This window comes from Halalkaliarchaeum desulfuricum (genome assembly GCF_002952775.1).
In the GTDB taxonomy this organism is placed as follows: Archaea; Halobacteriota; Halobacteria; order Halobacteriales; family Haloferacaceae; genus Halalkaliarchaeum; species Halalkaliarchaeum desulfuricum.
The window spans coordinates 310,046-328,666 of the sequence record NZ_CP025066.1; the positions used below are offsets into that span (position 1 = coordinate 310,046).

Consider the following 18,621-nt stretch of genomic DNA (forward strand, 5'->3'; position numbering starts at 1 on the left):
AGCGCCAGCAGTAAAGCGGTTCGCATCCAGGTTCGTCTCTCCGGAAGGCGCTGTTCTCACTCGGGGGCGTGACGGTGGAGCCACAGCGCACACCCGATCGTCGCCAGCCCGGCGACCGCCGCAATCGCGAACGCAACGCGGTAGCCGGTGACAGTGTACACCCGGACGCCGCCGACGATGTCCCCGGTCCAGTAGGTGTCGAGCACGATTCCCATGAGCGTCGGGAACGCCGCGGCGCCGAAGAAAGACGCACCGTTTATCGTGCCCAGGGAGATGCCGCTGGCCCGTTCTTCGTGACGGCGTTTGATCATCGGATACGTGAGAACGAACGCACCCAGCAACGCCCCGGCGACAAAGAACGCGATCCCGACGACGAAAAGCGGCGGAGTCCCGAGCAGCGCGATCACCCCGAGCGTCGCGGTGTAGACGACGGTTCCGGCCACCACGAACTCGGTCCGGTGTCCGATCCGATCCGAGAGTCGGCCGATCGCCGGCGGACCGACGACGATCCCGACCCCGCCCAGCAGGGTGACCGTGGAGGCGACCGTCACCGACGTGTCGTACAGTTGCACGACGTACGGGATGCCCCAGAGACCGAACAGCGTGAGGTTGATCCCCCCGGTGACGAAAAGCAGGGCGCTGACAACCCACGTCCAGGGATCCCGCAGAACCGCCGAAACGAACCGCCGGGCTTCCCCGAGCGTGATCCGTGAGCGTTCGGGGATTCCCTCGATCGGCGGAAACCCCGCCCGTTCTGGCGAGTCACGGACGAAAAGGAGCGTCGCGACTGACAGTCCCAGTCCAACGACCGCGAGCCCGAGAAACGACGTCCGCCAGCCGGCAGCGTCGACGAGCAGCGCGAACGGCGTCGTCGCGAGGATGCCCCCGACCCCGCCGACGGCAAACGAAAGCCCGTTCATCGTGCCGAACTCGTCGGGTCGAAACCAGTTCGCGCTGAACCGCAGCATCGACACGAAGATGACGCTGCCGCCGAGACCGATCAACAGTCGAGCCCCCACGGCGGGTCCGTACGTAGACGCCAACGCGAACCAGATCGCGCCCACGTTCATCACGGCCGCCCCCGCAGCCGCGGTGATACGCGGGCCGACCCGGTCGACGAGTACGCCGGTCGGGATCTGCATCACCGCGTAGACGAAGAAGAAGACGGCGTGCAGCGTACCCAGTTGTGCGCCAGTCGTTCCCAGCGAACCCATCAAGGAGTCCGCGATCACTGCGGTCGACAGCCGATAGACGTTCACGAGCAGGAACGTCGCCGCGATCAGCCCCCACAACAGCCAGCGGAATCGGCGGGCCGACTGTCGGGAGTCAGACGCCAGGAGAGAAAGGGAGGTCGATCGACGTGTCACGGTCCGAGTGTCCGCGTGGAATACAAAGGAGTTGTCGATGACGACCGCTCCCTGGATTCACAAAACGTCGGGGGAAGGAGTGGGGAGCAGACGGCGTCCCGAAGACGCCGTAGGCGCTGTCGGCACCTCCGTGCCGGAAGGGGAATCGGAAGGGAATGGACGCACAGGTGCCGACATGGTATTGTATATATTGTACATTAATATAACTTTCGGGGTCGTCCACTGGCCGGACAAAGCTGCCGCCTACACCACGGTGACTGCGCCTTTCATCCCCACTGCTTCGTGGGGCGTACAGACGTACAGATACGTCCCGGTTTCCTCGAAGGTGTGGCTGAACTCGTGACCGGCTGCAGCGGTCGTCTCCGACTCGAAGGCACCGTCCTCCTCGACGACGTTGTGGTCGCCGCCCTCGCCGGTCCATTCCCAGACCACGCGGGTGCCGGTCGAGATCTGGACGGCGGGCGGCTCGAACTGGAGTCCGTCGCCGGCGCCGACGTCGATGCGCACTTCGCCTTGGTCCGTGGCGTCGACTGTCCGGTCGTAGTTCGGCACGTCGTCGAGATACCCTCCGTAGTCGGGCTCCTCGTCGACGTAGTCGTCCTCGCCATCGTTTCCGTTGCCTGCACAGCCGGCGAGCGAGGCTGCGAGTGCAGCGGCGCCCGCGGCTCGAAAGAACGTTCGTCTGTCGGTCGAATACATCTGTTATTCTATTGGTTCCAGAAGGACAAAAGCCTGGTGCCGGTCGGACCGTTCGCCCGGAACATCGGCGCGGCAACGCACCGACGCCGGCGGGTTCGGACGGACAAACTTATCGCCCGGGGTGTCAAATGAAAGGGTAGATGGTCCGGAACGCGTCGGGACGGGAGAGACAACCGGAGCCCGGCCCGGAGATTGTTCTCGACGCACTGGCCGACGATGCGGCACAGGCGATCATCAGCGAACTCGAGGAACCGATGACCGCGAGCGAGTTGTCGGACGCCTGTGATATCCCACTCTCGACGACGTATCGGAAGCTGGAGCTATTGACCGACGCTGCCCTCCTGACGGAGACGACGGAGATACGGCGGGACGGACAGCACACGACGAGATACTCGCTCGCGTTCGACGAGGTCAGGGTTCGACTCACCGAGAACCGTTCGCTCTCGGTCGAGGTCGAAGCCAGAGACCGCGGACGTGACGAGCGACTCGCACAACTGTGGAAGGAGGTGCAAGAAGAAACATGATAGAATCCATACTCTGGGACGTTATCCTCGTAGTGTCACAAACCGCTATCGTCGTTCTCGGCGGCAGCATAAGCTACTTCGCGTACAAGGCGTACAACCGGACGGCAAACCCCGCGCTTCGGGCGCTCTCGATCGGCTTCGCGATCGTGACGATCGGCGCGGTTTCCGCGGGAGTCTTGCATCACCTCCTGAACATCGGGTTGGAGGCCGGCATCGCGATAAATAGCATTCTGACGGCGATCGGGTTCGCGGTCGTGACCTACTCGTTGTACGTCGAGTGACCCAAGACAGAACAGGCAAAACAGGCAGAACAAGCAGGACAGAACAGACAGACGGACACAGCGTCACGGTTTCGCGGAGCTTCGACCGGGAACGAACGTCCCGGTTTCCGTTCGGACGCCGACGAGCAACACCCCACCGGCGAGGAGCGGAATCACCGCACAGGCGGCATAGACCGGGGCGAACCCGACGATTTCGACGAGCGGTAGCGACACCATCGGACCGAGCCCACCCCCGATATCTCCGAACACGTTGTTCGTCCCCGTCGCGCGACCCATCCGTTCGTTGGGCGTCAGATCCGCCAGAAGCGCCATCAGTGGACTGCTCGTCCCGCCCTGGCCGGCACCGATGAACAGACACGAAAGTGCGAGTTCGAATAGCGTTCCAGCCCGTGCAAGCAGGATGAATCCGAGAAAGGAAACGACGAGGAATCCAACGAGCACAGGGGTTCTGGCGCCGTAGACGTCGCTGAGACGACCGCCGGCGATCGTCATCGCACCGGCGGCGAGCACGGTTCCAGCCATAAAGATCCCCGAGGTCCCCTGGGCGTCGAGGCCGAACACGGCGATGTCGTTCGCCCCGAGGAACAGCACGAGCGTCGCAAACAGCGCCCCGATGTACGCGAAATACAGGCCGAAGTTGACGACCCCGACGGTGACTGCGGGGACGCTCAGGTCGACGTCCCATGGCTTCACCGAGGTCGACCCCCCGCCTTCGACGTGCGTCTCGGGGACGATCAGATACGCGATCAGCGACGCGAGCAGTGCAAAGAGGGCGGCGACGATAAACGCCGTGGCGTTGCTGTACACTGCGCTCACGACGCCTCCGAGCACCAGTCCCGCGGGGAATCCGAGGGTGATCCCCGCGCGGACGACACCCATGTTTGTCCCGCGGTCGCCGGCATCGCTCACGTCGGCCGCGATGGTGTAGGCGGTCGCAAACACCAGGGCACTGCCGAGCCCCCACAGGATTCGGGCCACCATGAACCACGTTTCGGGTGCGAGCGCGAACGCGACGAGGATCGACGCTCCCGGCGCAGGGTCGGGGACCAAAAGCGCCACCACGTAGCCGAACGTGGCGACGCCCTCGATGACGAGACCGATCACGAACGGTTTCCGGGTCCCGACCCGATCGACGAAGGCGCCGGCCGGGGCGTTGGCAACGAGCCTGACGAACCGGTTCGCCGAGAGGATCAACCCGACCATGAACGCCGATATCCCCAGCACCACTCCCAGGTTCGGAAGGATGGGGAAGACGACGCCCCCGCCGAAACCGACGAAGAACGTCGAGATGATGACGGCCGCGATAATTCGTCGATTGGAAACGGAATCCGACGTCGACGGTTCGGTGGTGGTGGTATCGGACATGATCGATCCTCAGTCGCTCGGGGTAGCCGGCACGGACGGTCGGTCGTCGACGACGTTCGACGTCCAGGTTCCCCGCGAGAACCACAGCGCCGTCGTCGCAAGCGAGCAGACGTACGAAACCACGAACGCGTACCAGACGCCCGTAATCCCCATGCCGAAGACCGACAGGAGGACGTACGCCACGGGGATTCTGAACAGCCACAGCTCCTGAATCGAAAACACCATCGCGGTCCGGGTGGATCCGGCACCCCGAAACGCGCCGAGCAGGATCTGGAACGCACCGAGGAACACGTACGACGGGCCGGCGATCGTAATAAAGGCCGCACTCATCGCGATCACCTCGCCGGCGTTCGGCGTCGTCTCGTCGATGAAGAAGCCGGCGATCGCCTCCGCGAACGGATACGCCAACGCAACCACCGCCACGAAGACGGCAACGACCATCCCGACGCTCAACGCCACGGCCCGCTTCGAGCGCGCGACCTGTGAGGCGCCGAGGTTCTGTCCCACCACGGTTTCGGTGCCGCGGGCGAGCCCGAGCGCCGGCAGAAACAGGATCGACGAGAGCCGCGTGGCGATCCCGTAGGCCGCCACCGCGTCGGTGCCCGCAAGCGCAACCACGGCGGTGAGGACGGTGATGCCGAACGCCCGGACGCCCTGCTCGACCGCAGTCGGCCCCCCGATGTCGAGGATCCGACGGACGGTCTCGAGCTTCAAGATCAGGTCCGAAAGCGACGGCTGGAGGCCGACCCGGCCGCTGAACAGCAGGTACAGGCCGATGAACGCCGCGAACCCGCGAGAGAAGACTGTCGCGTACGCGGCGCCGGCGACCCCGAAGCCCGCAAAGCCGGTTTCGGCGAGCAACGCCGCGCCCAGCGACTCGAGTCCGACCCACGAGAAGACGGGGTTGCCCTCGAATCCGAGAATGAGAAACGGATCGAGAACGACGTTGAGCGTCACCGATATCGCCATCAAATAAAGCGGTGTGCGGGTGTCCCCCCATCCCCGGGAGAGCGCGTCGTAGATGAAAAACCAGAACATGAACACGACGCCGGCGAAGATGATCCGGGTGTACTCGACGGCGAAGACGTACGCGTCACCGCCCGGCTGTGCGCCGATCAGCCGAATCATGTCCGGGGTGAAGATCCACCCGAGCACGCCGAACGCCAGCGCGACGACCGTGACGAACGACAGCGTCTGCCCGGCGACGTGATGCGACTGGGCGAAATCCTTCGCCCCTTTGTGCTGGGCGATCAGAACGGTTCCGGCGACGGTGAGTCCGCCGCCGATGCTGACCATCAGGAAGACGACCGCCCACGAGTACGACAGCGCCGCCACCGCGTCCGATCCCAGTCGACCGACCCAGTAGGTGTCGGCGACGTTGTACGCCACCTGGAGCACCTGCGAGCCGACAATCGGAAGCGAGAGCAAAAGCAGCGGACGAAACAGGGCGCCGTCAATGACGTTCACCGACCGGTCGCGGCCCGTATCGGGCCGACCCCCGTCCGTCATTCGATCGAATCACCACCGGTCGGGCCGACCCATCTCATTGACTGATTAGTCAGTCAGCCCGGTTCAAATGTATTTCGTTTCGAAGGGCACCCGACAATCGACCAGGGCCGACACGACGGCAAGAACGGAAAGAGTCAGGGCGCCTCGCGTGCACGTCTCGTCCATGAACAATAAACCGCCAGCCGGACGGGACGTAACACCCCCATCGGCGATCGACAGCCCGTACGACATCGAAACCCGCGCGATCCACGCGGGACAAGAGCCCGACGCGGAGACTGGCGCGTTGATGACGCCGATTTATGCCAACTCGACGTACGAACAGGACGCACCCGGCGACCATCGCGGCTACGAGTACTCCCGGACCGGGAATCCGACCCGGTCCGACCTGGAAGCGAACCTGGCGTCCCTGGAAAACGGAAGCCACGCTCGATGTTTCTCCTCGGGAATGGGCGCGATCAACACCGTCTTGAATCTGCTGTCTGCGGGGGATCACGTCGTCGCCGGCGACGACGTGTACGGCGGCACCCACCGGATCCTGACGGGTACCTACGAGCAGTACGACGTTGAGACGACCTTCGTCGACACGACCGACCACGATGCCGTCCGCGAGTCGATGCGCGAGGGGACGGAACTCGTGTGGGTCGAGACGCCGACGAACCCGCTGATGCGCGTGAACGACATCGCTGCGCTCTCGGAGATTGCCGACGAGTACGACGCACTGTGTGCTGTGGACAACACGTTCGCGACCCCGTACCTCCAGCGTCCACTGGAGCACGGCGCCGACATCGTCTGTCAGTCGCTGACGAAGTATCTCGGCGGTCACTCCGACACCGTCGGCGGCGCGTTGATCGTCGACGACGCCGAACTCGACGAGGAGATCGGCTACTACCAGAACGCGGTCGGGGCGACGCCGGGACCGTTCGACGATTTCCTCGTGTTGCGGGGGACGAAGACGCTGCCCGTGCGCATGGACCGTCACTGCGAGAACGCCCGCGAACTCGCACAGTGGCTCGATGAAAACGAGGATGTCGACCACGTGTACTATCCCGGGCTGGAATCGCATCCTCAACACGAACTCGCCGCCGCACAGATGGACGACTTCGGCGGCATGCTCTCGTTCGAATTCGATGGTAGCCTCGAGGAGGCGTCGACCGTCGTCAGCGAAACAGAGGTGTTCACGCTCGCAGAGTCGCTCGGCGGCGTCGAGAGCCTCATCGAACAGCCGGCAGCGATGACCCACGCCGCAGTTCCCCGGGAGGAACGGCTCGCCGCCGGACTGACCGATGGACTCATCCGCGTGTCGGTCGGGATCGAGTCGATCGACGATCTGAAGCGTGACCTGGAGTCGGCGTTCGATGCGGCAAGAACGCAGAGATAGCGATCCGGAGGCAACCGCGAACGGGCTGCCGAGTGACACACCTTCTTGTGGACGCTTCTCGAACGGAGGAGCATGACCGAAATCGCCGTGTTGCGACAGCACATCCACGGCCTGCCGGCGGAGACGTACGCGGCGGAGCTCCGGGATCGACTCCCCGACGCGGACGTCCGGATCGCAAAAACCCCGGCGGAGGAGCGGGAACTGCTCGAGACCGCCGAGATCGCGACCGGACTCCAGCTTTCACCGGAGGAACTGGAGGCGGCGCCGTACCTGGAGCTGTTCGCGTGTGTGTACGCCGGAACGGGCCACCTGGAACTGGACGCGTTCCGCGAGCGCGACGTCGCGGTCACCAACGGATCCGGCGTGCACGGCCCGAACATCGCCGAGTACGTGATCGGCTCGATGATCGTCTTCGCCCGGGATTTCAAGCAGGCCTGGCGACAGCAGGAGCGCCGGGAGTGGCGGAGCTTCCCCACCACGGAGGTTCACGGTTCCACGGTGACGGTGGTCGGCCTGGGCGCGATCGGCGAGGCAGTGGTCACGCGGCTCGAACCGTTCGGTGCGGAACTGCTCGGCGTTCGGTACAGCCCCGAAAAGGGCGGGCCGACCGAGGAGGTGTACGGGTTCGACGAGGTCTACGAGCCGCTCTCCCGGTCCGATTACGTCGTGCTGGCGTGTCCGCTCACCGAGACGACGGAGAACCTCATCGACGAGGAGGCGCTGCGGACGATGCCGACCGACGCGGTGCTCGTCAACATCGCCCGCGGGGGGATCGTCGACACCGATGCGCTGGTTCGACGACTCCGCGTGAGCGGGCTCCGCGGGGCCGCCCTCGACGTTACCGACCCGGAACCGCTCCCGGAGGATCACCCGCTTTGGAGCTTCGGAAACGTCCACATAACTCCACACAACGCGGGGCACACGCCCGAATACTTCTCTCGGGTGGCGGATATCCTCGCCGACAACGTCGAACGGATCCGCGAACGCGGATACGAGGATCTCAAAAACCAGGTCGTATAGCAGGGCACCTCGCAGGTTCGGAACGGGAGTGCAGTGTCACTCTCGTCACAGCCAGGAGCGCTCTCCGAGGAGGCGCTCGTCGACCTCGATGCGGGACAGCCCCAGCTCCCGCGCGTGTGAAACCACCTCGCGGTACTCCTCGGATCTGATGCCGCGACTCAGTTCCTCGTACTGTCCCGGCTCGCTCGCGCGGTACGCCGGCCGGTACTGCGACATGAGGTTGACGTACGTCTCCCTGGAGAGCTCTTCGGCGATGAACGTCAGCACCTGCTTCGAGCTCTCGACGTGGTTCGGCATCACGAGATGGCGCACGAGCATCCCCTCCACGGCGAGCCCGTTCTCCAGCCGGAGATCGCCGACCTGCCGGTGCATCTCGCGCAGGGAGTCTCTGGCGTTCTCCCAGTAGTTGGGCGCCCCGGAGTATCTCGCGGCCGCGTCGTCGTCGGCCCACTTCACGTCGGGCATGTAGACGTCGATGATCCCCTCGAGGAGTTCGACGGTTTCTGCGCGCTCGTAGCCGCCACAGTTCCAGACGATCGGGATATCGAGGCCCCGATCGCTGGCGATTTTCACCGCCTCCGCCAGGTCCGGGGCGAAGTGGGTCGGCGTGACGAAGTTGATGTTGTGACAACCTTTCGACTGGAGGGACAGCGCCATCTCTGCGATCTCTTCGGCCGTGACCTCCCTGCCGACTCCCTCCTGGCTGATCTCGTAGTTCTGGCAGAACACACACCGGAGGTTGCACCACGAGAGGAATATTGTCCCGCTGCCGCGGTGTCCCGAAAGCGGTGCCTCCTCCCCGCGGTGGGGGAACGCCGAGGAGACGACGGGCGTGTCGTCGGCCCGACACCGCCCCAGCTCCCCGGCCGTTCGGTCGACCTCGCATGCGTGAGCGCACAGATCACACTCCCCGTACCGTTCGCGGAGCCGATCGACCCGGCTGCTGAACTCGGCGTCCGAGAGTCGCCGGTAGTTCGGGACGGTCGCGGTGTCGCTCATACAAGATGTAGATGTGCTGCACGGATAGGCGTGTTGTCGTTTCCCACAGTGTGGGGACATCCGTGCCCCGGATTCGGACGTGGGGATCCGTCAGGGATACGCTCCGCTCGGCCGAATTTAAGTATCGGGTCGACGCAGTGGGAATATGAACACCCAGCGCGCATTCCTCATTCTCCTGATTGCGCTTTCGGCGCTGGCGACGCTCGCCGTGGTGATGCCGTTCCTCCAGTACATTCTCGCGGCGGTCATCCTCGGGTACGTACTGTACCCGCTCCAGCGGCGGCTTGCACCCAGCGTCGGCGAGCGTGCGGCACCGATCCTGTTGATATTTGGGGCGTTCTTCGTCGCCGGTGTTCCGCTCTTGTACATCTTTCTGATATTCATTCGGGACCTGCAGGCGTTTGCCCAGGGGGAAACCGGTCTCCAGTTGGGCGAGATCGAGGCGACGATCGCCGATCTCACGGGCGTTGAAGTCGACCTGCGTGCGGCCGTAATCGAAACTGGTGACAACCTGATCGACGCGCTGTTCGGCAGTATCTCGGAGGTGTTTACGGTCGCGCTTCACGGCGCGCTGGGTGTCGCGCTTGTACTGTTTATCGTCTACTACGTGCTCCGGGACGGCGAGGAGTTCGTCGGGTGGCTCCACACGATCATCCCCCTGTCGCCGCCGATGACACGGAAGCTGTTCGATCGGATCCACCGGACGACGTGGGGAGTGGTGATCGGTCACATCTTCGCGGCCGTGCTCCAGGGAATCGTCGCCGGGATGGGTCTCTACTTCGCGGGGCTTCCCCGTCCGGTGTTCTGGACCACAGTGATGATCGTACTCGCGTTGCTGCCGCTGATCGGCGCGTTCCTGGTGTGGGGCCCGGCGGCCGGCTACCTGGTGTTGATCGGCGAACCCGCGACGGGGCTGTTGCTCGCGCTGTACGGCGTGTTCGTGGTGAGCATGATCGACAACTACGCGCGCCCGATCGTCATCGACCAGCAGGCCCGACTGAACCCGGCGGTGATACTGATCGGGGTGTTCGGCGGCGTGTTCACGCTGGGATTCACGGGCCTGTTCGTCGGGCCGATCGTCATCGCCGTGTTCGCGGCGACGCTCGTCACCTTCAGGGACGAGTACGACCGCTTATAAGGAGTACGACCGCTTATAAGGAGAACGCGATCACTCGCCGGCCTTCGACTGCCACTCGTAGTCGCGCCGTTTGGCGGACTTTCCGAAGCCGCACGAACTGCAGACTTTCTTTTTCGTGTGGTAGGATTTTTCGCCACAGCGTCGACATTTGACGTGTGTCGTTTTGTTCTTCTTGCCCTGGCTGGGAGTCCCTGCGCCGGTCATGTGCTTATCGTCACGACGTTATCGCCGCGTATAATGGTTGTGTCTTGGACCGCCTCGCCCGGCTCGTCTGCGAACGCCTCGACGTCGTCGACCGCCTCGAGGACGAGGTTCATGTGCTGGTCGTATCCCGCAAGGATGCCGTGGTAGATCGCCCCGTCCTTGAGCTGAATCGTCACGGTCGCCTGCAGGGTCTCTTCGAGCACGTCCAGGGGTCGTCCACTCATGGATTGAACCCCACGATATTCAGTATTAAACGTACCGGAGGCAGTTCGGTAGTTGTCGACATCAACGGTCGTGGCCGTCGTCCTCGTCCGATCCCTCGGCCGAAACGACTTCCTTGCCCGTCTCCCGGGGCACGACCCGTCGGTCGGCGTCCTCCCACTCCCGGTCGAGTTGCCGCCCCTCGAACAACCGATCCAGGAAGACGGCGAGCCCGGCGACCTCCGAGTGGGGCTGGTTCGTCACGCCGACGTTGTAGTCGGCCCGCTCGTACAGTTCGAACGGGACTTTCTCGCCGCCGACGACGATCAAGAGCGGCTCCCCGTCGTCCATCCCATCGTCGTCTCCACCGTCGTCGGATCCGTGCTGTTCCCTGATCTCCGCTTCGACCTCCTGGATCGGTTCGCCGTACATCGTGAGGTGGACGACGATCCCGGCCCAGTCGCGAACGATCGCCCGCTGGTCGTCGCGGAGTTCGGAGACGAAGGGGCCGCCGAAACGATCGGTGACGCTGTCGACGGTCTCCTTCGACTGGGTCGCGTTCGACGGGAAGATCACTCGATCGGCCCCGAGTGCTCGGGCGGTGAGTCCCACGTGTGTGGTCATGCGGTCGTCCCGACCCGGACGATGGCCGTACCGGAGCACGACGACCTCGGGATCTCCCTGCACGATCAGTTCCCGTCGCCGCGACCCAGCGCCGACTCGCCGACCGAGTCGTGACCCTCGATCAGTTCCTGACCGTCCATGTACGGCCGCAGTGCTTCCGGCACTTCGACGGTGCCGTCCTCGTTTTGGTAGTACTCGAGGATCGCCACCATCACCCGGCCGATCGCGGTGCCGGAGGCGTTGAGCGTGTGGAGATGTTCGGCCGACTCGTGGTGTTCGCGCCGGAACCGGATCCCCGCCCGTCGCGCCTGGAACGCCTCGAAGTTCGACGCGCTGGACACCTCGAGCCACCGTCCGCCACGGTCCGGGCCGTCGGGCATGTCGTCGGCGGGCGCCCACACCTCGACGTCGACGGTCTTCGCGGAGGCGAACGTCAGATCCCCCGTACATAGGTCGAGAGTCCGGTACGGAAGCTCCAGCCGGTCGAGCACCGCACACGCCTCGTCGATGAGCGCCTCCAGCCGGTCGTCGCTGTTCTCGGGCCGGACGAAGTTGACGAGCTCGACCTTGTTGAACTGGTGGACGCGGACGATTCCCCGGGTTTCGGTGCCGTGTTCGCCCGCCTCGCGCCGGAAGTTCGGGGTGTACGCCTGGTACTTCAGTGGGAGGTCCTCATCGAGGAGGATCTCCTCGCGGTGCATGTTCGTCACCGGCACCTCCGCGGTGGGACACAGCCACAGGTCGTCGTCGTCGTACTCGGCGTGTTCGTCGCCGCCGATCCGGTAGGCGTCGTGGTTGAACTTCGGGAGCTGACCCGTCCCGCGCATCGACGAACTCTTGACCGGGATCGGCGGGAAGAGGTCGTGATACCCCTGCTCGCGGTGGACGTCCATCATGAACTGGATCAGCGCGTGCTCGAGGCGTGCGCCGTCCCCTTTCAGGAAGTAGAACCCGGATCCGGTCGTCTTGGCGCCGCGCTTTTCGTCGAGTATCTCCAGCGTTTCGCCCAGTTCGTAGTGGGGAACCGGATCCGCCGGGATCTCCCGGAGGTCCTCGAATCCTGCTCGGCGACGCTCGACGTTGTCGGACTCGTCCTCGCCGACCGGCACCGACTCCTGGGGGATCTGCGGAAGTTCCAAAAGCAGTTGCTCGAGTTCCGTCTCGAGTTCGTCGGCGCGGGCTTCGAGTTCGGAGAGTTCCTCCTTGAGCTCGCTGGACTCCTCGATCGCCTCCTGGGCTTTCTCCTCGTCGCCTTCGGCTTTCAGCTCGCCGATGCGGCTGGAAACCTCGTTTCGCCGGTGTCGGAGGTCGTCCCCCCGGGCCTTCAGCTCGCGCCACTCCTCGTCGATCTCGAGGATCCGGTCGAGATCGACGTCCTCGGTACCGCGGGCAGCGAGCGCCTCACGGACGGCGTCCGGGTTCTCCCGGACGAACTGTCGGGTCAGCATGGGCGTTCCTTCTGCGGGGACTCGGAAAATCGTATCGGGTCTGTAGTGTACCGACACGCCCAAGGGGCGTGCTCCCGCGAGTGACGCCTATGGAAGACATCGAGATCGAATGCGTGGCCGACGCCGAGATCGGAGATCCCGTGCTCGTCGAGGGGCTCCCGGGAGTCGGACACGTCGGGAAGCTCGCGGCCGAACACCTCCTCGAGGAGTGTGACAGCCAGCTCGTGCGGCGGGTGTATGCGACCGACTTCCCGCCGCAGGTGAACGTCGACGAGGACGGCGTCGCGGACCTCGTCTGTGCGGAGTTTCACGCGATCGAAACCGAGGGCGCCGACCTGCTCGTGTTGACCGGGGATCACCAGGCGTCCTCGAACGAGGGCCATTACCGGCTCACCGACGCGTTCCTCGACATCGCCGAGGAGTTCGGCTGCGAACGTGCCTTCGCGCTCGGAGGCGTCCCGACCGGAGAACTCGTCGAGGAGTACACGGTGCTGGGTGCCGTCTCCGACGCGGAACTGCGCGGGGAACTGGAGGATGCCGGCGTCGAGTTTCGCCCCGACGAACCCGCCGGCGGGATCGTCGGCGTCTCCGGACTCCTGCTCGGGCTCGGAAAACGCCGGGGAATCGAGGCGACGTGTCTGATGGGCGAAACCAGCGGCTACCTCGTCGATCCCAAAAGCGCACGCGCCGTACTGGAGGTGCTGGAAGCCGCACTGGAGTTCGAACTGGGATACGAACAACTCGAGGACAGGGCCGAGGAGATGGAGGAAGTCGTCGGCAAGATCCGGGAGATGCAGGAGGGAGGCTCCGGGATCCCCGACGACGAACTCCGATACATCGGCTAATGGTGACAGCGCAGAAACGGGCCACTCCGGCACACATATGAGCGTCGTTACGGTACCTACTGGTATGACGAAACGAGACACGACAGCGGCGGCAGACGGAACCCAACGGTTCCGCCCCGCCGACACGGAACGCGGGAGGGATCGACCGCGATGACGGCGGTTCGAGTCGCGGGCGTCGGGTTGACCCATTTCGGACAGATCCCGGAGCGAACCGGGCGGGACCTGTTCGCGGAGGCAAGTCAGTTGGCGTTCGAGGACGCGTCAGTTCCCCGCGAGGACGTCGCCCAGCTCAACTACGGCAACTTCATGGGCGCGCTCGCGGAACACCAGGGACACCAGGCGCCGCTGATGGCCGAGGCGGCCGGACTCGACTGCCCGGCGACCCGATACGAGGAGGCGTGCGCCTCCGCGGGCGTGGCAGTCAGGGAAGCCGTAAAGACCGTCCGAAGCGGCGAGGCCGACGTCGTGGCCGTCGGCGGGATGGAACGGATGACGAACCTCGGCACCGCCGGTGCGACCGAGGGGCTCGCGATCGCCGCAGACGACCTCTTCGAGGTGCGCGCGGGGATGACGTTCCCCGGGGCGTACGCCCTGATGGCGTCGGCGTACTTCGACGAGTACGGCGGCAGCCGGGAGGATCTGGCTCACGTCGCCTCGAAGAACCACGGCAACGCTGTCGAGAACGAGTACGCCCAGTACCAGCGGGCGGTGTCCGTCGAGAAGGCGATGGATGCCCCACCGGTCGCGGAGCCGCTTTACCTGTTCGACTGTGCGCCGATCACCGACGGCGCCGCCGCGCTGGTGCTCGTCTCCGACGATTACGCCGAGGCGAACGACCTCGACGCTCCGGTCGGGATCGTCGGCAGCGGCCAGGGCACCGACAAAATGGCGCTCCAGGATCGCGACGACCTCGCGTGGACGCCCGCGACCGAGCAGGCGGCGGAGATGGCCTACGCCGACGCCGCGATCGAGGCCGACGACGTCGAACTCGCGGAGGTGCACGACTGCTTTACTATCGCGGAGGTGCTGGCGCTGGAGTCGCTGGGGCTTTACGAGCCGGGCCACGCGATCGGAGCCGCCCGCCGCGGGGAGACGGCCGCCGACGGCGACCTCCCGGTGAACCTCTCGGGGGGGCTGAAGGCGAAAGGACACCCGGTCGGGGCCACCGGCGCCTCGCAGGTGGTGGAGATGACCCGCCTGCTCAGAGGGGACCACCCGAACAGCGACGCCGTCGACGACGCCAGGCTCGGGATCACCCACAACGCCGGCGGGACGGTCGCGAGCGCTGTGGTTCACGTACTGGAGGTGCTCGCATGACCGAGCGAAACGACCGCCTCCGCACAGACGGCGGCGAGGAGCAGGGCGACGGCGGGGACGAACCCGGCGACGGCGGGGACGAACCCGGCGACGCTGGCTTCGACGAATGGCTCGCGGCGATCGACGACGGGGAGGGCTACTACCTCGAGTCGCCGACCGGCGAGGGATCGCTGCCGCCGCGCCGGATCTGTCCCCACAGCGGCTCTACTGACATCGAAGAGAAACCGCTCCCCGAGACGGGAACGATCGAAGCCGTCACCGTCGTCCACGTCGCCTCGCCGCAGTTCGCCGAGGACACGCCGTACGCGACTGCCGTAGTCGACTTCGGTCCGGTCCGACTGACGGGCGTCGTTCGGGGGGTCGACCTCGAGGCTGTCGAAACCGGAACGACGGTCGAACCGAGCGTAGAGGAGCGCGAGACGACGGGCGATCCGCTTTTGGTGTTCAGGCCGGTCTGAATCGACATCACGAACAGATCGTCACCGCGGGCAGGTCTTCACTCGCTTTCCATCGACGTCCGGATTTCGTCGACAAACTGATCGGGATACTCGACGTGCGGGAGCAGTTTCGCGTCGTCGAAGACGACGAGCCTGGCGTCGGCGGTTTCGGCGATCTCCCGGCCACGCGACAGCGGCGATACCTCCGCCTCGCGGCCCCAGATCACGGTCGCCGGGACGTCCAACTCCGCGAGCGCGGCCCCGAGGTCGATGTCGACGTTGAGATACCCCGAGAGGAACGCCGCCGGGGCGAACCGTGCGTTCGGACGGTGTCCTGTCTGCCATTCGTACTCGACCCACTCGTCGGTGAGCTTCGCGGGGTCGTAGTAACCGTGGTCGGCGTTGAAGTACCGGATCGCCGGCTCCGAGACCGAGAGATTGAACAGCGCCTCACCGATCACTGGCGTCCAGAGCAGCTCCCGGAGCCAGGCTTTCGGCGGCTCCGGGCCGCCGGTGGCGGAGGGACAGACCAGAAACAGCCGGGAGACGTCGACGTCTTCGGCGGCGGCGACGGCGTAAGCTCCCGTAAGCGACGACGCCAGGACCGCCGGCTCGTCGTACGGCTCGAGGAACTCGCGGATGAAGTCGACGTACAGCTCCGGCGTATAGTCGATCCGCGGACGGTCAGAACAGCCGAAGCCCGGGAGGTCCGGCGCGACGACGTGATACTCCTCGGCGAGGCGGCCGAACACCTCGCGCCACTCGCCGCTCGACGCGACGGCGCTCGTCCCGTGAAGCAGCACCAGCGTCGGGTCGCCTGGATCGCCCGCGAGGGTGTGTGCGATCTCCATGCCTCGCCAGCGGTAGCTCCGCTGCTCGCCGGGCAACGGCGGATCGAGCGGTTCGGTTCGTCGAAGTCCCCGGTTCGTGGCGGCAAGCGCTCCAGCAGCGAGCGTGGCGTAGCTCGCGATTCGACGGAAATTCATGCCCGAACGTTAGTTCGCCAACAGCTTATATCCGGCCGTTCCCGAGCGGGAACACCCGTCAGTATACGAACGCGAACACCGATCGAACGGAGGAGAAAGACAGCCGGCTCAGTACTCGTAAAAACCCCGTCCCGTCTTCTTCCCGAGATCGCCCGCTTCGACTTTGCGCTTGAGGAGATACGCCGGCCGATATCTGTCGCCGAGCTCTTCCTGGAGCGTTTCGCTCGCGTGCAGACAGATGTCGAGCCCGATGTGGTCCGCGAGCTCCAGCGGGCCCATCGGAACGTTCGTCCCGAGTTTCATTCCGGCGTCGATGTCCTCCTTCGTCGCCACGCCCTCGTCGTACGCCCGGATCCCCTCGTTGATCCACGGCATCAAGATCCGATTGGTCACGAAGCCGGGTTTGTCGTCCGACTCCCAGGTCTTCTTTCCGAGCGCCTCTGCGAACGCGTGGGCGAACGAGGCCACCTCCTCGTCGGTGTGTTCCCCCACGACGACCTCGACACCCTCCATAAGCGGGACCGGGTTCATGAAGTGGAGCCCGACGACGAGCTCCGGGCGATCGGTGGCGGCCGCGACCGACGTGATCGAAAGGGTCGAGGTGTTGGTCGCGAGCACGACGTCGTTCGGGAGCTGTTCGTCGAGCGCCTCGAACACGTCGCGCTTGATGTCGAGTTCCTCGACGACTGCCTCGACGACGACATCGGATCCGGAAAGTTCCTCGAGTTCAGTTACACCGGTGATTCGCGACTGGATTTCCGCGGGCGAATCGTCGAGTCGATCCTTCCCCGCGAGGCGTTCGAGGCTCGAGTCGATTCGATCGAGCCCGTCGTGGACGTACTCCTCGGTTACGTCGCGCATCACGACGTCGTAGCCGGCGGTCGCTGCGACCTGGGCGATCCCGCTGCCCATCGTTCCCGCGCCGACGACGCCGACAGTACCGATTTCGGATAGTCCGCGCATGTTCGGCGTTGCGAGCGGACGGATAGTAAGCGTGGTGTCCTCGGCGTGGTGTCCTCGGCGTGGGATCCCCCTACGTGGGATACCCCGGCGTGGGATCCCCCGGTGTCGAATCCGCAGAAACGACGGAATCGAGGACTGCTACTCACTCGTACAGCGACCGGAGGATCCGCCGATACCGCCGTCCGCGGGGTTTTCGGTTCCGATCGCGGATCCGTCCGGTACCGAGCAACAGCCGTCCGACCCCGTAGATCCCGCCGGCGAGAACGGCGTTTATGACGACGAGCGGGAGCCAGGGATGGATCCGGTACAGCGTGTCGATCACCGGAGCGGGCAGGACGGCGAGATAGCGTCGTTCGGTAACGAATCGCCGATATGCACCGGTCTCCTCGGGTGCAGACAGCGTGAGCGTCGCCGTGGTCTCGACCCGGGAGCCGACGTAGGTGTACTCCGGCTCGACGGCTACCCCCTCGCTTGCGGGTTCGAGGTAGACGTGGACCGGCACCAGTCCGGCGTTGGGTACGAGATACGGAAGTTCGGAGGCTGTACCCCGCTCGATGACGGTGGGGTTTTCGGACTCGAACTCCGCGGAGACGATCGTGAACTGCTCTGTTCCGGCCGGAACGATCATCGCGGCTGTGGCGGTGATCACGAGGACGAGCGCGAGCACGAGAAGCAGGGTCCGGGCGGACGTCCCCGTGTTCCGAGTGCGCTCTCGGAGTCGCTTTTTTCCCGCCGAGCCGAACAGCAGGTAGTCGGCCGCGTACGCCAGGACCGACAGCGCAAACAGCACGTACGCGATCCCCTGTGGCCCGAGCAACGCCCGCGTTCCCAGCGCCGCCGCAAGCTGGCGCTGAACCGTCTCCAGCCCCGCTTGCAGACCCATCACCGCCGTTCCGAGATGCGGGATGACGACGACCGATCCGCCGAACTGGAGCGCTGTCGCGACCACCTGTGCGTCCCGCACGACCGGCTCGTCACCGTCCTGATCGGTAAACGGGTTGGCGTCCCCGCGGGTGATGTACCCCTGCTCGGTGACCTCGACGACGCGGTGGGTGGTGAGCCCGCCGCCCTGGATCTCCTCGGCGTGGAAGACGATCACGTCACCCTGCTGTATCTCGCCGGATAGCTCCGCCGGAACCGCGACGAATCCGTCCCCCGGTTCGAGCGTCGGCTCCATGCTGCCCGTCTCGACGAAGCTCAACAGGATCGGCTGGCCGAGCAACTGCCCGGCGACGAGGGCGATGACGACCACCGCGAGCGTGAGCTGAAGCGTCACCGAAAGCGCGCGTTTGAGATCCATCCGGAATTGGTCCCCC

At 65.2% G+C, this 18,621-nt stretch carries 20 protein-coding genes; 8 read left to right on the forward strand and 12 right to left on the reverse strand.

Annotation, left to right across the window (positions count from 1 at the left end):
* Positions 1 to 56: 56 nt before the first annotated feature.
* The gene (locus AArcSl_RS01575; protein WP_245883332.1) at positions 57 to 1,367 is read right to left on the reverse strand and encodes an MFS transporter; all 1,311 of its coding nucleotides are present in this window, start codon (positions 1,365 to 1,367) and stop codon (positions 57 to 59) included.
* A 243-nt stretch (positions 1,368 to 1,610) separates the two neighbouring features.
* The gene (locus tag AArcSl_RS01580; protein ID WP_119814063.1) at positions 1,611 to 2,066 is read right to left on the reverse strand and encodes a halocyanin domain-containing protein; all 456 of its coding nucleotides are present in this window, start codon (positions 2,064 to 2,066) and stop codon (positions 1,611 to 1,613) included.
* 140 nt (positions 2,067 to 2,206) lie between these two features.
* On the opposite strand from AArcSl_RS01580, the gene AArcSl_RS01585 reads away from it, so the two are divergent.
* Together AArcSl_RS01585 and AArcSl_RS01590 are read left to right on the forward strand one after the other, a co-directional pair.
* Positions 2,207 to 2,590 (forward strand): helix-turn-helix domain-containing protein, encoded by a 384-nt coding sequence (locus AArcSl_RS01585; protein ID WP_119814065.1) that lies wholly within the window; start codon positions 2,207 to 2,209, stop codon positions 2,588 to 2,590.
* Positions 2,587 to 2,871 (forward strand): DUF7521 family protein, encoded by a 285-nt coding sequence (locus AArcSl_RS01590; protein WP_119814067.1) that lies wholly within the window; start codon positions 2,587 to 2,589, stop codon positions 2,869 to 2,871. Before AArcSl_RS01585 ends, AArcSl_RS01590 begins: the two co-directional genes overlap by 4 nt.
* 63 nt (positions 2,872 to 2,934) lie before the next feature.
* On the opposite strand, the gene AArcSl_RS01595 is transcribed toward AArcSl_RS01590, so the two are convergent.
* Together AArcSl_RS01595 and AArcSl_RS01600 are read right to left on the reverse strand one after the other, a co-directional pair.
* Positions 2,935 to 4,236, reverse strand: coding sequence for an MFS transporter (locus AArcSl_RS01595; protein WP_119814069.1), 1,302 nt, complete (start codon positions 4,234 to 4,236; stop codon positions 2,935 to 2,937).
* A gap of 9 nt (positions 4,237 to 4,245) precedes the next feature.
* Positions 4,246 to 5,745: an MATE family efflux transporter gene (locus AArcSl_RS01600; protein WP_119814071.1), complete on the reverse strand. Its 1,500-nt coding sequence runs from the start codon at positions 5,743 to 5,745 to the stop codon at positions 4,246 to 4,248.
* A 163-nt stretch (positions 5,746 to 5,908) separates the two neighbouring features.
* On the opposite strand from AArcSl_RS01600, the gene AArcSl_RS01605 reads away from it, so the two are divergent.
* The gene (locus AArcSl_RS01605) at positions 5,909 to 7,123 is read left to right on the forward strand and encodes a cystathionine gamma-synthase (protein WP_119814073.1); all 1,215 of its coding nucleotides are present in this window, start codon (positions 5,909 to 5,911) and stop codon (positions 7,121 to 7,123) included.
* Between the two features lie 72 nt (positions 7,124 to 7,195).
* Positions 7,196 to 8,143 (forward strand): D-2-hydroxyacid dehydrogenase, encoded by a 948-nt coding sequence (locus AArcSl_RS01610; RefSeq protein ID WP_119814075.1) that lies wholly within the window; start codon positions 7,196 to 7,198, stop codon positions 8,141 to 8,143.
* Between the two features lie 45 nt (positions 8,144 to 8,188).
* Here the strand turns inward: AArcSl_RS01610 and AArcSl_RS01615 are convergent, their stop codons facing one another.
* The gene (locus tag AArcSl_RS01615) at positions 8,189 to 9,142 is read right to left on the reverse strand and encodes a radical SAM protein (RefSeq protein ID WP_119814077.1); all 954 of its coding nucleotides are present in this window, start codon (positions 9,140 to 9,142) and stop codon (positions 8,189 to 8,191) included.
* A 145-nt stretch (positions 9,143 to 9,287) separates the two neighbouring features.
* Here AArcSl_RS01615 and AArcSl_RS01620 point away from each other — a divergent pair, with 145 nt between their 5' ends.
* Positions 9,288 to 10,280, forward strand: coding sequence for an AI-2E family transporter (locus AArcSl_RS01620; RefSeq protein WP_119814079.1), 993 nt, complete (start codon positions 9,288 to 9,290; stop codon positions 10,278 to 10,280).
* A 30-nt stretch (positions 10,281 to 10,310) separates the two neighbouring features.
* Here the strand turns inward: AArcSl_RS01620 and AArcSl_RS01625 are convergent, their stop codons facing one another.
* The 4 genes from AArcSl_RS01625 to serS form a co-directional block, all read right to left on the reverse strand.
* The gene (locus tag AArcSl_RS01625; RefSeq protein WP_119814081.1) at positions 10,311 to 10,484 is read right to left on the reverse strand and encodes a 50S ribosomal protein L37e; all 174 of its coding nucleotides are present in this window, start codon (positions 10,482 to 10,484) and stop codon (positions 10,311 to 10,313) included.
* Positions 10,481 to 10,708: an LSM domain-containing protein gene (locus tag AArcSl_RS01630; protein WP_119814083.1), complete on the reverse strand. Its 228-nt coding sequence runs from the start codon at positions 10,706 to 10,708 to the stop codon at positions 10,481 to 10,483. The genes AArcSl_RS01625 and AArcSl_RS01630 overlap by 4 nt, the downstream gene beginning before the upstream one ends.
* Positions 10,709 to 10,769: 61 nt before the next feature.
* Positions 10,770 to 11,372 carry a tRNA (cytidine(56)-2'-O)-methyltransferase gene (locus AArcSl_RS01635; RefSeq protein ID WP_119814085.1) on the reverse strand — a complete coding sequence of 201 codons (603 nt, stop codon included), beginning with the start codon at positions 11,370 to 11,372 and terminating at the stop codon, positions 10,770 to 10,772.
* Positions 11,373 to 11,374: 2 nt separating this feature from the next.
* Entirely contained in the window at positions 11,375 to 12,757 is a 1,383-nt protein-coding gene (serS, locus tag AArcSl_RS01640) for a serine--tRNA ligase (protein ID WP_119814087.1), read from the reverse strand.
* A gap of 89 nt (positions 12,758 to 12,846) precedes the next feature.
* Here serS and AArcSl_RS01645 point away from each other — a divergent pair, with 89 nt between their 5' ends.
* The 3 genes from AArcSl_RS01645 to AArcSl_RS01655 all read left to right on the forward strand — a co-directional run bounded on the left by AArcSl_RS01645 (position 12,847) and on the right by AArcSl_RS01655 (position 15,377).
* Positions 12,847 to 13,602 (forward strand): proteasome assembly chaperone family protein, encoded by a 756-nt coding sequence (locus AArcSl_RS01645; RefSeq protein ID WP_119814089.1) that lies wholly within the window; start codon positions 12,847 to 12,849, stop codon positions 13,600 to 13,602.
* A 150-nt stretch (positions 13,603 to 13,752) separates the two neighbouring features.
* Positions 13,753 to 14,919: a thiolase domain-containing protein gene (locus tag AArcSl_RS01650; RefSeq protein WP_119814091.1), complete on the forward strand. Its 1,167-nt coding sequence runs from the start codon at positions 13,753 to 13,755 to the stop codon at positions 14,917 to 14,919.
* The gene (locus tag AArcSl_RS01655; RefSeq protein ID WP_119814093.1) at positions 14,916 to 15,377 is read left to right on the forward strand and encodes a Zn-ribbon domain-containing OB-fold protein; all 462 of its coding nucleotides are present in this window, start codon (positions 14,916 to 14,918) and stop codon (positions 15,375 to 15,377) included. The genes AArcSl_RS01650 and AArcSl_RS01655 overlap by 4 nt, the downstream gene beginning before the upstream one ends.
* Positions 15,378 to 15,415: 38 nt before the next feature.
* On the opposite strand, the gene AArcSl_RS01660 is transcribed toward AArcSl_RS01655, so the two are convergent.
* From AArcSl_RS01660 to AArcSl_RS01670, 3 genes are all read right to left on the reverse strand, one after another.
* Positions 15,416 to 16,342 carry an alpha/beta fold hydrolase gene (locus AArcSl_RS01660; RefSeq protein WP_119814095.1) on the reverse strand — a complete coding sequence of 309 codons (927 nt, stop codon included), beginning with the start codon at positions 16,340 to 16,342 and terminating at the stop codon, positions 15,416 to 15,418.
* Positions 16,343 to 16,450: 108 nt separating this feature from the next.
* Positions 16,451 to 17,305: a 3-hydroxyacyl-CoA dehydrogenase family protein gene (locus AArcSl_RS01665; RefSeq protein ID WP_119814097.1), complete on the reverse strand. Its 855-nt coding sequence runs from the start codon at positions 17,303 to 17,305 to the stop codon at positions 16,451 to 16,453.
* 142 nt (positions 17,306 to 17,447) lie between these two features.
* On the reverse strand, positions 17,448 to 18,605 hold the full coding sequence (locus AArcSl_RS01670; protein WP_119821654.1) for a signal peptidase I: 1,158 nt from the start codon (positions 18,603 to 18,605) through the stop codon (positions 17,448 to 17,450).
* Positions 18,606 to 18,621: the final 16 nt, after the last annotated feature.

Bases quoted from the DNA above. Each gene is read 5' to 3' on its own strand.
- AArcSl_RS01580 (WP_119814063.1), bottom strand. From the start codon at position 2,066: ATGTATTCGACCGACAGACGAACGTTCTTTCGAGCCGCGGGCGCCGCT.
- AArcSl_RS01585 (WP_119814065.1), top strand. From the start codon at position 2,207: ATGGTCCGGAACGCGTCGGGACGGGAGAGACAACCGGAGCCCGGCCCG.
- AArcSl_RS01590 (WP_119814067.1), top strand. From the start codon at position 2,587: ATGATAGAATCCATACTCTGGGACGTTATCCTCGTAGTGTCACAAACC.
- AArcSl_RS01595 (WP_119814069.1), bottom strand. From the start codon at position 4,236: ATGTCCGATACCACCACCACCGAACCGTCGACGTCGGATTCCGTTTCC.
- AArcSl_RS01600 (WP_119814071.1), bottom strand. From the start codon at position 5,745: ATGACGGACGGGGGTCGGCCCGATACGGGCCGCGACCGGTCGGTGAAC.
- AArcSl_RS01605 (WP_119814073.1), top strand. From the start codon at position 5,909: ATGAACAATAAACCGCCAGCCGGACGGGACGTAACACCCCCATCGGCG.
- AArcSl_RS01610 (WP_119814075.1), top strand. From the start codon at position 7,196: ATGACCGAAATCGCCGTGTTGCGACAGCACATCCACGGCCTGCCGGCG.
- AArcSl_RS01615 (WP_119814077.1), bottom strand. From the start codon at position 9,142: ATGAGCGACACCGCGACCGTCCCGAACTACCGGCGACTCTCGGACGCC.
- AArcSl_RS01620 (WP_119814079.1), top strand. From the start codon at position 9,288: ATGAACACCCAGCGCGCATTCCTCATTCTCCTGATTGCGCTTTCGGCG.
- AArcSl_RS01625 (WP_119814081.1), bottom strand. From the start codon at position 10,484: ATGACCGGCGCAGGGACTCCCAGCCAGGGCAAGAAGAACAAAACGACA.
- AArcSl_RS01630 (WP_119814083.1), bottom strand. From the start codon at position 10,708: ATGAGTGGACGACCCCTGGACGTGCTCGAAGAGACCCTGCAGGCGACC.
- serS (WP_119814087.1), bottom strand. From the start codon at position 12,757: ATGCTGACCCGACAGTTCGTCCGGGAGAACCCGGACGCCGTCCGTGAG.
- AArcSl_RS01645 (WP_119814089.1), top strand. From the start codon at position 12,847: ATGGAAGACATCGAGATCGAATGCGTGGCCGACGCCGAGATCGGAGAT.
- AArcSl_RS01650 (WP_119814091.1), top strand. From the start codon at position 13,753: ATGACGGCGGTTCGAGTCGCGGGCGTCGGGTTGACCCATTTCGGACAG.
- AArcSl_RS01655 (WP_119814093.1), top strand. From the start codon at position 14,916: ATGACCGAGCGAAACGACCGCCTCCGCACAGACGGCGGCGAGGAGCAG.
- AArcSl_RS01660 (WP_119814095.1), bottom strand. From the start codon at position 16,342: ATGAATTTCCGTCGAATCGCGAGCTACGCCACGCTCGCTGCTGGAGCG.
- AArcSl_RS01665 (WP_119814097.1), bottom strand. From the start codon at position 17,305: ATGCGCGGACTATCCGAAATCGGTACTGTCGGCGTCGTCGGCGCGGGA.
- AArcSl_RS01670 (WP_119821654.1), bottom strand. From the start codon at position 18,605: ATGGATCTCAAACGCGCGCTTTCGGTGACGCTTCAGCTCACGCTCGCG.